Below are 14,366 nucleotides of genomic sequence, written 5' to 3' on the forward strand. Positions count from 1 at the left end.
TATTCTTTTTTTCTGGCAAGTTCTTCAACATTTAATGATTGTACTATGCGTGAGAAGCTGAGTTTCCTGTGAGAGCTCCCAGCTTGGCCCCACCAAGCAAGTGATAATGAAGATGAGGCACAGCTTGTCCACTATCTGGACCACAATTATTGATCAAACGATAACCAGATTCGGCAATCCCAAGGTCGATAGCGATCTGTTGCGCTACACTGTGAATTTCTGCAATTAGCGGAAGATCCTCAGGTGTGACATCATTCATGGAAGCAATGAACTTCTTTGGAATGATCAACACATGTACCGGTGCAGCCGGCTCGATGTCGTAGAATGCAAGAATACGTTCGTTCTCAAATACTTTTTTGGAAGGAATAGTACCCTCAATAATTTTGCTAAACACGGTCTCCATAGAGTGCTTGCCTCCTAAAAATTGGTGAAATTTCACTTCATCATAAGATAATCATACAGGATAATCACCAATTACGAAAGACGCTAGAAGATTCAACATCCACACTCTAAAACTGTATCTATTACAGAATGAAATCCGTTTACAAATGAAGTTGAGCTATATATACACCCGTAGGGCCTAAAAAGGCAAAAAAAAGAGAAACACCCTTCACAGCTTATAAAGCTGATTCGGCGGCGGACGTATGAAAAGGAGTACATTCCCGGTCATACGTCCGCCGAGGTGTTTCTAAAGTAATGTCGGCTTAGCTGTATTATAACAGCGCGTTGATGCTGTATCTGTGATATCGATCACACAGTTTAGAATGCTTCACATTTTTTCCAAAAGGATACGAGATCCCCCTCCACCTTGTTCAGCAGGAACTACCACCAGCTTGCGCGGCAACCTTGCACGAAGCTCTGGAACGTGGCTGATAATACCGACAGACAGCTGGTCATTATGCAACCTTTCAAGTGAAGTAATCACTGTATCCAGCAGCTCTGGGTCGAGAGTACCAAACCCTTCATCCAGGAAGAAAAATTGCAACGGATATTGCCCACGCAGCTGGATCTGAGCTGAAAGAGCAAGTGCCAGCGAAAGGGATGTTAGGAAGGTCTCTCCGCCAGACAGGGTTGAGACAGGTCTTCTCACCCCGCCGTTCCCGTCATCACGGATCACAAAGCCGCCACCCGAATCAACCTCCAATGCATAACGCTGTTTACTCAGGAATCGAAGCCGCTGGGAAGCGGACTGACACACCTGCATCAATTGTTCCTCAGCAATGTACTCAACAAAGGCGTTCCCACGTAAGACCGTCTGTAGTTTGGAGAGTTGATCTTGCATAGATGCGTGCTCAATCCGCTTAGCTTCAAGCTCCATCCAGCGAATATGTCGATGCCGCAGGTCCTCCAGATCACGCTCTGCACGTGCTCTTGCCTGAAGAGATACTTCATCCTCAGCCTTGCTTTGTCTTAAGATCCCCTGACTTTCTTGCCATTCTTCTTCACTTAAGCTGGCTCCGTCAAGCTTCTCTTCAATATTACGCAGTTGCAACGAGACCTCAGCTTCTTCGGCACGATGAGCACGTACTCGGGAATAAGCCATTTCCCTTGCTTCGGATGTGAGCGCTGCTCCTTCAACCTCGGTGGCTGAACTAAACGGTGAAGAAGCCAAGCTTTGTTCCCAATGACTGGTAGCTGCTACGTAATGTTCACGCGCAGATTCCGCAGCCTGGCGAGTAATCGCTGCTTCCTTAACCTCATGCTGAGCCTTCTCCGCCGCTGCGAGATGTGACTGCTTGCTTGTCTCCATAGCAGTTAACAATTCCTGCAGACGTCCTTCACATTCCGCTAGAAGAGGAGCAGCAGCACGACCATTCGTCCACTCCAGTAGACGCTGTTCTTTTTCACGCTGCAATTCTTCCTTGCCTTCGATCTGTGTGATCCACTGAGCCAGCTCTTTATCCAGCCCCGTTATGGTTTCTTGAAGGTTCTGCACTGAAGCACTTTTCTCCTCCAGAAACTTGACACTGATATCAAGTCGAGATCTAATTTCTTCAGCTTGTGCATCCTTAGCTAACAGATCACGGTAAGCTTGTTCCACTTCTCCAGGTGCCATATCCGGGAACTGCTGTGTCCAGTTCTGCCGTAGAGCCGTTAGCTGGGCGCTGAGTTCCTCAGCTTTGGCAGCAATTCCTTCTACCCAGCTCCGTTCACCTGCGACAGCTGCCGCTTCTTTGAGGCACAGCTGCTGAACCTCCTGCATCGATTGCTGCCACTCTACCGCAGTTCGGCGTACTTCACCTGACTGTCCTTTTAATCCCAAATGTGCAGCTTCAAGTTCTGCCAAGGCTTTTTCATCTGGAATGATTAAATTGGTGGAAGTAACTGCACTACTTACTTCTGAACCTGCAGCTGCAGGGTGGTTTGCCGCTTCGATGACTTCATTTCCAAATACCTGCTCCAGCCATACTTGATCCTGTTCGTGAAGACCACGGAACAGATGACGAGCTTCCAAAGCCCGTCTAGACAATGTTCGAACTTGCTGAAGCTTCATTTCCAGTTCTTGTTGCTCTAAGCTATCCTGCAATAATGCAGGTGCAGGATGATGCTCGCTGCCGCATACAGGGCAGGGTTGTCCTTCTTCCAGCTCCTTAGCTAGTGCTAACGACAATCTGTGAAGCTCTTGATCCTTCATAGCCGTTTCCAAAGTGCTGACATGTTGCTCCAGGCGGTCCGCTGCAGTACGCGCAGCTTCTTCTGTCGCCAGCAGCTTCTCTTGATGTAGCGCCGCCTCGCGGATCAGTTGCCCGCGAGCAGCTTCCTGCAGCTCGCGACGGCCCTCGGCCTCCGCGAGTCGCGCCTGCGCAGCCGCGAGTGCAGCGTCACGCTCGCGGCGCTCCTTCTCCGCCGAATCCCACTGGGATTCGGCGGAGTGCAGCCCTTGCAGTCTCTGCATCGCTTCTTGCAGAGACTGCCGCTCCTGGGAGCGGACACCGAGCGGCTGCAAGCTCTGCTGCAGCTCTTGCTGGCGCTTTTGGCCCTTGGCCAAAAGCTCACGCTCCCGGGCCATGCCCTCCCGCAGCTCCGCTAGCTTGCGGGAGGCCTCTTCGCGGCGCTCGCGCAGAGCCGCGAGTTCGCGCCGCAGGCCGCCGAGCTCGGACTCGAGCTCGAGCGCGCGGCGGTAGGTGCCGGCCCCCTCCCGGAGGGCCGGCTCTTCCGCCGCAAGCGCGGCCTGCGCAGCAGCCGCGACGGCAGCGGCACGCGCCGCCTCCTGCTCGGCGGCGGCGGCCAGCACCTCTTGGCCCTCCGCGCGGGCCAGTCGGCTCTTAAAGGCTTCTTCCGCGCTGCGCCATGCTTTCAGCGCGGGAAGCCTTGCCTCGGCCTCGTCAGCTTGGCCGAGCTTCTGTTCAAGGAGGAGAATCTCCTCCTCCTTGGCGAGCAGCCCCTGCCGCTGCAACTCGCGGCGGGTCCGTTCCTCTTGGAGCTCGCGTATACGCGCGAAACGCTCCGAGACCTGCAGCGCCGCTTCCAGCTTGCGGCGGCATTCCGCAGCATAAAGGGTGGCCTGCTCGAGGCGCTCAGCTGCTGCCTCTACATCTCCTTTGCCTGCGCTGCCAAGACCCTGCTGCTCAGCGATAAGCGCGCGGAGCGCAGCCTCATTCTCCTTCACCCGGCGGCTAAGCTTGATCGCAAGCTGATCGCCATACTGTTCCAGGTGGAACAGGCGCTGCAGCATTTGCCGGCGATCTACGCCACGAAGCGATAAGAATTCGGCAAATTTCCCCTGCGGCAATACAACCGCTCGCGTGAAGTCATCCATTTTAAGACCAATATGCTCTTCCACGCAGCGCGTAACATCTGCGAGCTTATCCGCCATAACATTATCACCGTCAGGTGTGATTTCAATGAAACGGCTAATCGTGTTGCTGACAGTTTGTTCACCAGTCCGCTTGAACTTCCTTTCAACACGATAACGATGTGCCCCCGCGGAAGAAGTGAGCTCAAAGGTAAACGCCACGCTAAGTGTATCCTCAGAGTGATTCATAATCCCCTGTGTTCCGTTAACGGCACGTTCCACTTTCCCGTACATTGCCAAAGTAATAGCATCCAGCAAGCTAGACTTGCCGCTGCCCGTAGGTCCAAAAATCCCAAACAGACCCGTCTCACACAGACTTTCAAAATCTATTTCTTGCATTTCTCTATAACTCTGTAAACCTGCTACTTTTAATAGAATAGGCTTCACCTTAGTTCTCCTCTCCTTCCTCCGGCTGACGCCGTTCTTCTTCGGTTAGCTGTAAGAACAGCTCTATCAAGCTATCCTCCGGTTCTGCTCCACCTGTCTGACGCTGATAGAATTTACGGAACAATTCTTGCACCGGCATTCGTGAACGGGCAGTTTGTTCGAGCTCCATCTCCATTTGCGGGTAGATTGGACGAATATGAATGATCCCCTCGCGTGATTTGCGCAGGCGCTGAATATCATTCATCGACATGGCTTCACTAAGCCGAATCTCCAAATCTATAAAAGCAGAAGCATCTCTACCTTCATCCAGCCAGTTATATACCTCCTGCAATCCACCTGTGGAGCTCCATCTTACAAGCGGACGCCCACAGCGAAGATAGATTTCTTCAAAGGTTGGCTCACCACCCGGCGCAACATCAATCAGCGTCACCGATTTAGCCTGTCCTGCTTCAGAAAAACTGTATGCCAGCGGAGATCCGCTGTAACGGATCATTCCTTCCCCTTTGACACGTTGTGCGCGATGAAGATGACCTAGTGCAGTATATTGCGCTCCACAAGCCAAAGCAGAAGGATCAACGGTATACGCTCCGCCCACTTGAATTGGACGTTCCGAATCACTTTCCACACCACCAAGCACATAAATATGGCTCATCGCCAAATTTACAGTCTGCGGCGTGAATTCCCGTCCCAACAGCTGCATGAGCTTGCCTACCCGTGCGCTATAAGCCAGTCGAAGCTCCTCTTCTCCGCTATCTCCTGCAAGCAGTTCACCGAGACGCGCCTCGGAGGGATAAGGAAGAGCTGCGATTTTGGCGATCTCACCCGTGCGTGCAGCATGAACAGTCACTGGCTCTGAGGTAGGAAGCCCCACTAATGTAATCCCCTGCCTTAATACAAGCGGTGAAACTGAAGATACGCGCTCCGGTTGATCATGGTTTCCGGCAATCACAACAAGGGGCCTGCCCCCTGCAGTCAGCCTTGCGGCAGCCTCATAGAATAGTTGTTCTGAAGCCGCTGGTGGATTAACGGAATCGTACACATCTCCCGCCATCATTATCAAATCCACTTTATGAAAATCGGCGATCTCCACCAGTTCATCTATGAACTGCTCTTGCTCCTTCTGCCGGCTTCTTCCTTCCAGCGTTCGGCCGAGGTGCCAATCTCCCGTATGCAATATCCGCATCTTCGTCCTCTTTCCCCGCTCCTACGCGGTAATGAATAGATTTATAATTTCACAGCATGTCCGCCGTCAAAAAAGTACAGCCAAATCTCGCTGATCGGTTCTCCCAAAATATCATGTAATGCCTTGCTGTATAACTCTAGCTGAAAACGATATTTTTCCTTAAGCGCTACTAACCCACCCTGATGTTCTAAAACAGAGTCCGTCTTATAGTCTAACAGAATAATCCGGTCCTCTTCGCGGAACAGGCAGTCAATGACCCCTTGGATCAGCACTCCTTCACTAAAGCCTTCATTATTATTTCCATGGCTTAGCTCTGTGACGGCTTTATTCATATAATCGAGCCCTCCATAAGCCTCGCCTGCGGGAAGCATATAACTGAACGGCATTTCTCTAAGCTTCCAAGAAGAATCTATTAATCTACGACCAAGCTCATTCGTATAAAAAGTCTCTATCTGATCGGGGGATACCGCCTCCACCTGCTCAGCAGTTAGAATAGCTAATCTCTGCAAACGGGCTAATGTTTCTTCCACAACTTTAGGATCAACAGAACCCTCCAGCGGAATATGCTGCATAACCGTATGGTAGGCTGTCCCGCGCTCCGCTGGGGTTAGACTGCGCTTTTCCATAAATTTCGGACGCCGCAAATGCAGACTGTCTGCTCCTGCCACATCTGTACGTTTATTGTTTTCTGTTGAGGTGACAGGATAGCCACCTTCCTCTAGAAGATCATAAGAAGGCTGGTCCTGCATCGACAACAAAGATTTCAACTCTGTAACAGAGGTTTTGGCCGGAATACCAGAGGCAGCCGCAAACGGATAGGGCCATTCTAGTCTTCTAGCAATTTCATCGCTATTCACTGATCCATAGACACTTACAGATTCACCTTTTTGCAGCGCCTTGAGTACAGATTGACGTTCTTCTGCTTTGTCCTCTGAGTCATCCGAAGGAAGGAACGCCCCGGAATTCAGTTCGGAAGCATTCTGCACACTGATGCTCCAGTTCGAGACATCGCTGTGCAGCACTGTCGAGACTGTGCCTTCAGAGCCGCCTAGCTTCCGAAGAATAGCCGCCGCCGGATGCCGGATCAATGCCGGTCCAACCCAGTCCAGATAGCTGCGACCCCGGGCTAGTAAATGATCAGCAAGCAGTAGCTCATCCCGATTCTGCACACTGCTCCAGCTAGCAATTTTCCGTGGTAAATCTCTTACGGTACCGACTAGAATCATCTTATCTCTCGGACGAGTTAAAGCTACATATAATACCCGCATTTCCTCAGCCAATAATTCAAGTCGTGTACGACGATTAATAGCCAAATAAGGAAGCGTAGGGTAGCTGACCCGTGTTTCCCGCTCCACAAAACGTGGCCCAAAGCCAAGCTCCTTGTGCATCAGGAAAGGAGAATGCAAATCCTGCCGATTAAACTGCTTGGCCATACCCGCTATAAAAACAACAGGAAACTCTAAGCCTTTGGATTTATGGATAGTCATAATTCTGACCCCATTGCCCTCTTCGCCGCCACCACCAGCTACACCAAGATCTCCGCCATTCTCACGAAGCCGTGAAATGAACACCAGAAAACGGAACAACCCACGCGCCGCAGTATCATTCTCAAATTGAACAGCCCGATCATACAGAGCTTTAAGATTGTTCTGTCGCTGTGAGCCTCCAGGCAAGCCTCCAACCCATTCCAGATAGCCGCTCTCACCATAAATACGCCAGATCAGCTCACTGAGACTGCCTTGTCTAGCTGCATCTCTCCAGCTTTCAAGCCGTTCTAGAAAATTCTTAAGCTTTTGCTTCAGCTTTAGGCTGATTTGCGGTAAAGCTCCACTTCCAGATTCCACCTCATTAATGATTTCATCATTATTATCTGAGGTAACTTTCTCTTCCGCTGCACTTGCTGTTTCTATCACATGAGCCGAGAAAAGATCGTATTCTTCCTCAGCTTCGTTTGCATCTTGCATGTTCGCTGCCATTTGTACAGCACGATAGAAAGAACCATGGCTGTACATCCGAACTTTAGCCAGTTCCTCTTCAGTTAAACCAACAACAGGTGAACGAAGCACACCAGCGAGTGGAATATCCTGCTGAGGATTATCGACTATTTTTAAGAGTGAGAGTGCAATTTCTACTTCTGTAGCTTCAAAATAGCCTTTATTCAGATCTCCGTAAGCAGGGATTCCCTCCATCCGAAGCTCTTCAATAATTAAAGGGGTCCATATTCTCGCCGAACGAAGCAAAATCACGATATCACCATAAATCACTGGGCGCATAATCTTAAGCCCTTTATCATAAATCAGCAGCGGAGATCCGCCATTCAGGCCAGTCATCTGTGAAATGCGGCGAGCAATCGCCCGTGCTTCCAGTTGCGCAGTCTCACTTTCAATAGCTTCGCTTTCCTGAAGTGGAGTCTCACCGTCCTCAGTCTCTTCTACTTTACCTGCTGCCGCTCCGCGATCGATCAATAATAGCTCTGGTGCAAAAAAAGTATCTGGCCCCTTCTCTGCTGCACCCGGGAAATTCGCTCCATACACAAGCTCAGCGCGTTCGTCATAATTAATCTCCGCCACTGTCTCGTTCATAATCTGCCGAAAAATCATATTTACGGCATTTACAACCTCCATACGACTACGGAAATTACGGGCTAGATCGATAACCGAACCGCCGGACGATTCATTAGGCTTCTCAGATAACTCGCTTAACTCGGATTCGCCAACTGTATTACTGCCACCTCCGGCATTCTTAGAGCCAAAGCTACGGTATTTATCCAGGAACAGCCCCGGCTCTGCCAGACGGAACCGATAAATACTTTGCTTCATATCTCCGACCATAAATCGGTTACCAGGTGTTTCGCGGGAGATAAGCCGCACAATCTCTTCTTGCACACTATTCGTATCCTGATATTCATCTAACAGAACCTCATCGAATTGGGCACGGTACTCCATCGCTGCATCAGAAGGCAGGGAATGGCCTGGTAGAGAATCATGATGGCGCAAAATTTGCAGACAATAATGCTCCAAATCACTAAAGTCGACGAGACCCCGTCCTGCTTTTTCGATTCGATAACGTTCACCGAACGCTATCACCGTCTCAGCAAGCTCTGCCATAAGAGGAGCCGCTTCGTTCAGTTCTCTCAAAAAAACATCTGCAGGACGGCCAAACAATGCCTTCTGAAGATCTAAAATACTCTTCTTCACACTATCGCGCAGTTCTTTAACCATTTCCTGCAGTCCAGGATCTGTCGAATCCTTCTTACAAGCTTTCAATTTTCCAAAGTATACTTCCATGAAAATATCATATAATTCTGCCCATGGCCGTTCATTCACAGCCTCCTGCAATGCATTTACCATCTCAAGGTCAGTCGTCAAATTCTCGGCATAAGGCGCCGGGCCACCCGGCTGTAGCGCGATCTCCCGGCCTTGGATAAGCTGACTGGCTGCACCCGCAAGGGTCAGCTTCGCTTCTTCAAGAATACTTAGCACCCAAGGAGTTCGACCTAAGCTATCTGTGTCTGGTAATGAGAAATCAGCTGCGGTATCACGAAGCCACTGCTCTGGCCAAGGATGGCTGCGGGCATAATCATGCAGTCGCTGTATTAGCGCATGTACCGCATCATCGCTGCGTTCACCACTGAACCAGTCAGCAAGCTGTACAAATACACTATCCGCGCCATCTTCACCTACTTCACCGTATTTTTCCTCCAGCAGCTCTTGAAGCAGCTCCTGCCGCATCATCTCTGCTTCATGTTCGTTCAGGATACGGAAACCAGGATCTATAGGAATAATCTGATAATAACGCCGGATCACTTCCAGACAGAAGGAGTGTAGTGTTGTAATCGAGGCTTTCCCGAGCAACGACAGCTGACGGCGTAAATGGTCATTCTCTCCATTCTCCTCAAGCTCCCGATCTAGTGCTTCCCTAATCCGCTGGCGCATCTCGGCAGCAGCAGCTTTGGTAAACGTAGCTACTAGCAATCTATCTACGCTAAAGCCATTCTCTTCCTTGCTGATTTTGCGAATAATCCGTTCTACAAGTACCGCTGTCTTACCGGAACCTGCCGCCGCGGCAACGAGGATATCATCACCGCTCTCAGCGATGGCGCGCCACTGGTCATCACTCCATATGCTTCCTTCCGGTTTCGCTTCTATTTCAGACTTCATACTCACGGTGTAGTTCCTCCTTTGCGGGACAGCAGATCCCAAATAACGTCCTTCCCTGGCTTACCCAGATTGTTGTAGCCATTGCCTTCCACGGCTTCATCGAACTGGCAGACGGGTCTAAAGGAACAGAATGTGCAGGCTGTCTCTTGCCCAATCCGGTATGGCTCAATCGCCACATCACCTTCCGTAATGCGTGTCCCGATATCCGAGATCGTTCCCCGAACGGATGATAATAAGTGTCCCCACTGCTCTGGTGTAGCTACAGAGGCACTACTATAAAAACTGCCATCAGCTTTTACTGCTACAGGCACGATAGAAGAATACCCTTTGTCTAAAGTCGTATCCATCAGGGATACTACCTCGCGGTCTGCTGTAAGCAGTCCTTTCATCTTGAAGCGTTTCAGCAATTCTTGTTCTGCCTGTTCCTTGTTCATCCCGTTAGATGAGGTTAACAGTGGGTCATGTACGTGGAAATACAGTGTCCCTGCTGGAAGCGCCGGTTGCCCGAGCCATTGCTCCGAGTACGTAAGCAACACATCCAGATAGGTCAGCATCTGTAGCGATAATCCATAATACACCTCGTGCAGCTTGAGGTCTTTTTGACTCGATTTATAATCAATCACTCGCAGAAGAATTCCATTCTCTCCACGGGCCATGTCTACACGGTCAATCCGTCCAACAACCTCCATCACACAGCCATTCGGCAGCGTAATTCTTAAAGGAGGCAACTCCTTATCCGGTCCAAAATCCAGCTCCAGCCCTACCGGCTCAAAGCTGCCTCGGCGGGCATGCTCGCCCAGAATTACAGAAGCACGTCCAACAATATTTTTTAGCTTGCGTGAGATGTATCCGTAACGTTTAGAGCTCATCAGAATTTCACCCTGCAGCATCGGCGATAAACGTTCTACCGTCTCACTTGCCTCACGCCGACATTCTTCAGGAGACAAGCTTCCCCAGCCGCGGCCCTCTTCTTTCAGTCTTACCGCCATGTCACTTAACGCAGCATGGAACAGTTGTCCAATATCAGGTGCTTGCAGCTTATATAGCTGGCGTTCCTTCAGTCTAAGTCCGTAAGATGCAAAATGGGAGAAGGAGCAAGCAACAAACTTCTCCATCCGGGACACACTGCCTCGCAGTGTCGATCCACCGTACAATCTAAGGCTTGTTCCACGTTTTAGCTTCGTTCCCACGTTACGGTAGAACAATGAACTGAGCAGACGTTTCAATTCGAGACTACGAATATCATCAGCAGCGAACCAGTTATACACATCCCACCATAATTCAGGTATCTCCGTCCCCTGGCGCCACTGGCGTAGCTGCATAATCAATGCACGAAGACTCTGTTCTGGATGACCAATGTAACCGAGGTGAATGGAATCTCTGACTTCTTCTGGTAGTCCTGCAGGGGGAAGTGCTGCCAAGCTGTGCTCATGAACCCTTTGGAACATTCTATGCAAATGACGGATTACCTCAGAGGGAAGGAGCGCCTTACCCTCATCATCAGCAGTGGCGTAGCTAATCCAGAGCTTTCGACTTCCTGTCGTTAGCGCATTATAGATCAAAAACCGCTCGTCCAGCAGTTTACGAGAAGCACCAGGAGCAAGCTCCATACCGGCGTTCTCAAGTACAGAGCGTTCGCCTTCCGAGAGAATTCCATCCTCCTTAAACTGCGCAGGCACAACACCTTCATTAAATCCAAGCAAAAAAGCGTATTTAACTCCCGTTGGTCGAGTCCGATCCATGTTACCAACCAGTACTTGATCGAGCGCGGGAGGAACAAGTCCCATCTTAAGCTCAGCAAGTCCTGTCTCTAGGACTCCGGTGAACACATCAAATCCAAGTCTCTCGTTGCCCATCATCTCGACGATCTGATCTAGAAGATCAAGCACTGCACCCCACAGCTGACTATGTTCTCTAGCCTTCTCGGGTTGCCCCTTCTCCATAGCACCGACACTAAGTTTCTCCAGCTTTCGGGCAACATCCGTCTCATCAAGCAGCTTGTACACTGCGGTACATAGTTCAAGGCCGCTTCTACTCTTCTGTATCCGTTTCTCAAAAGCAAATAGAGGACCCGTTATACTAGCACGGCATCGCTCCATTGTAGCAAGCAGTTCTTCATCCATCTGTCTGCCGCCTTCCAGCGACAAGCTAGGAATCCCTTTCCATGAACGGCCATCCGTCCAGCGATACCCTTGAATCCCACAAGCCAGCACATAATTCTCTAAGGCGTCCATATCCTCACGCGTAATACTACCGTCCAGCGGTAGCAAAAGCTCTGTCTTTACACAGCGGAATACATCCTCGAAGCGCCAGCGTCGACGCACCACATCCAATGCGGAGCGTACAAACTCTACCAATGGATGGTGCAGCTCATTTACCTTCTGGTCCAGAAAAAAAGGTACTCCGTAATCTTGGAACAAAGGTTTAATCAGTTGCTCGTAATCTCCAATATTACGCATCAATACGGCCATTTCACCATATTTTGCACCTTCATCTCGCGCCAGTCTGATCATTTCACGCAGTGCTCCCTCAACCTCTGCTCTATGAGAAACTGCTGCGCCTATAGATATCGCTTCATTTGCCAGTTCATCTGCACCCATCCAGACCTTTCGGCGGTCATATCCCCTTTCGAGATGAGCAAGAACAGGACTTTCTTCAAAACGCGGAAGAACCGCTGGCTTCAGAAGCTCGTCCCACACATCAATGCCTAGCTCTTCAGCTATTCCACGCAGTTTAATGTAAGTAACCGCAGTTGGGTGAAACAATTCAAGCTCATTCAACTGATCTCCATAGGGATACGAACGATCAAGTGTAAGGGACACGGTCAGCTTCGATGCTTGCTGCATCAATTCTCGAAGCACTTCGAATTCCTGCGGGGTAAAGCCGTGGAACCCATCTACCCAAATCTCCGCCCCGCGAATGTAAGAGGAATCAGGAATATGCTCAGCTAGTTCCGCTAAACGATCCTCTTCGTCGATATAGAGGCGTGACATTTCCTTCTCTAAATCGCTGAATACCAGCTGTAAATCATCCAGCTTGCCTTCAAGAATAGGACTTCTTGCAATAGCGCCTCGCATTGCGGATAACTGCTCCTCTAAATCAGAGGAAGCCAAGCAGCAACGCTTCATCTCCGTATGCAGTTGATTCAACCGTTCCACAAAACCCGGTCTGTCGGCAGAGGCACCGAACAATTTCAGTTCCTCTTTACGGCGACTTATGATTTTGTAAATCAACATCTTTTTACCTTCTTCACTGATCGGCAGACTAGCGCTGCCTCCAGTTTCCTGTTTCACTCGATAGGCAAGCCGAGAAAAGCTCAGTGTCTGCGCCCGAATGCTTCCCTTCACATTCCCTACGGTCAAAAGCCCCCGTTCTGCTCCAAAGGAACCTTGTTCCGGTACAAGAATAATGATCGGCGCGCCAAGAGGCTCCTTCTCTAATGAAGAAGAAATAGACTCCCATATTTTTGTTGTCTTGCCACTACCAGAGCGGCCTAGTAAAAAGGTTACCGTCATAAATGATAGACTCCTTCCGTAGCGGAGAAAATGTATATGAAACAAGGTGAAATACTCACCGTTTGATAATGTTCAAATGAAAAAGTTCAGTCGTTCCTCGTCCCCTCAGTATAACATAGCTGCACAAATCAGAACATGCGTTTGCTAGTATTTTCTAATGATTTACAATAAAAAAGCTACGAAGTAAACAGCAACTAACGTATTTTGGTGACTTGCTGTTTAGTATTTCTAGTTTGTTAATACCTGGTGCGCAACGTTCGATGCTTTCTGTTTGGAGCGTTGAGTTAGGGTTCGAGATTCGGGTTCACTTATAGCGTTAATCTGCCAGTTAGCTTAATAGATAACATTGAACTATAGTTAAATATTTATCTAATCGATGAAGTATAACGTTCTTGTCCTAAGTCAGGGGCAAGAAACATGATTCCTTAATCAAAAAAAAGCCGCTAAATTAGCGACTTTCAATCAACATTTTTCTTTTCCTAAACCTTTTCCTTTGTATTTAATCTAACATGAGTGTTTCTTAATGAACAGTTGTATCTGATAATCCCACTGCAATATTCCAGTCACAATAATGTTATGAAGAACAAAATCTGGACACACATCGTATTCCGTCTTTGCCCTTTCAAGTAAATTTTGTAATACAGCATTCTTATTCTCTTCGGTACAAATTGCACACAGATAGTCCCCTTCTGGTAGCACAGTCAGCCCCTCTAAAGATGGATATTTCAAGCAAACAGCAAATAATCGTGTTATTCCTTCAGTCGTGAACATTCCTGCCATATCTTCAAACAGAAATTGTGAATGCAGAGACGTTTCAATTTGTTGATAGAAATGTCTGTGATAGTCCCATAAATTCTTAAGTGTGGGGCTTTCCATTTTATTCGAAAGCATAATTACCCTTTCCTCTATGTGTCTGACAAAGTAATTTTCACTTTGACTATAGCCGTCGTGGAACTTATTTTCATAATGTAGATAGGCACGTTTAATTTTCGATTTTGCATACTGCAGTCGAGCAATTTTATCGTCTGCTCTTTTTTCTGCTTGTTTTAGAAATGCAATTACTTTAGAGAGATCATTCTGCTGCAAAATATCTTTAATATCCATTAAAGTAAGATCCATTGCTTTGAGCAGTTCAATGGTTTGCAGCTTTACGAGCTCCTGCTCGGAATAATATCGATATCCCGACATTTCATCTTTATGGCATGGCTTGACTAATCCAATACGATCATAGTGCCGCAAGGTCTCAGTGGTCATCTCTACGATCTCTGCTGCTTGCTTAATTGTAAAATAGTTGTTCATATCTACCCTCTTGACCTTTTTGTAAC

Annotated in this window: 6 protein-coding genes; all 6 read right to left on the bottom strand. The window is 48.8% G+C overall.

What is annotated here, in order from left to right:
* Positions 1-43 precede the first annotated feature (43 nt).
* Positions 44-403 (bottom strand): histidine triad nucleotide-binding protein, encoded by a 360-nt coding sequence (locus ACQKMP_RS27790; RefSeq protein WP_042130338.1) that lies wholly within the window; start codon positions 401-403, stop codon positions 44-46.
* A gap of 366 nt (positions 404-769) precedes the next feature.
* Complete coding sequence (locus ACQKMP_RS27795; protein ID WP_427472137.1) at positions 770-4,183, bottom strand: AAA family ATPase; 3,414 nt, start codon at positions 4,181-4,183, stop codon at positions 770-772.
* A gap of 1 nt (position 4,184) precedes the next feature.
* A complete protein-coding gene (locus ACQKMP_RS27800; RefSeq protein ID WP_076299667.1) occupies positions 4,185-5,366 on the bottom strand; it encodes an exonuclease SbcCD subunit D in 1,182 nt (393 codons plus the stop codon).
* A 41-nt stretch (positions 5,367-5,407) separates the two neighbouring features.
* Entirely contained in the window at positions 5,408-9,526 is a 4,119-nt protein-coding gene (gene addA, locus ACQKMP_RS27805) for a helicase-exonuclease AddAB subunit AddA (protein WP_427472218.1), read from the bottom strand.
* Positions 9,527-9,528: 2 nt separating this feature from the next.
* Positions 9,529-13,041: a helicase-exonuclease AddAB subunit AddB gene (addB, locus tag ACQKMP_RS27810; protein ID WP_427472139.1), complete on the bottom strand. Its 3,513-nt coding sequence runs from the start codon at positions 13,039-13,041 to the stop codon at positions 9,529-9,531.
* Positions 13,042-13,545: 504 nt separating this feature from the next.
* On the bottom strand, positions 13,546-14,340 hold the full coding sequence (locus ACQKMP_RS27815) for a MerR family transcriptional regulator (RefSeq protein WP_339266602.1): 795 nt from the start codon (positions 14,338-14,340) through the stop codon (positions 13,546-13,548).
* Positions 14,341-14,366 lie beyond the last annotated feature (26 nt).

Origin of the sequence: Paenibacillus sp. NPDC101420 (assembly GCF_050277435.1) — a bacterium.
Classification (GTDB): domain Bacteria; phylum Bacillota; class Bacilli; order Paenibacillales; family Paenibacillaceae; genus Paenibacillus_AQ.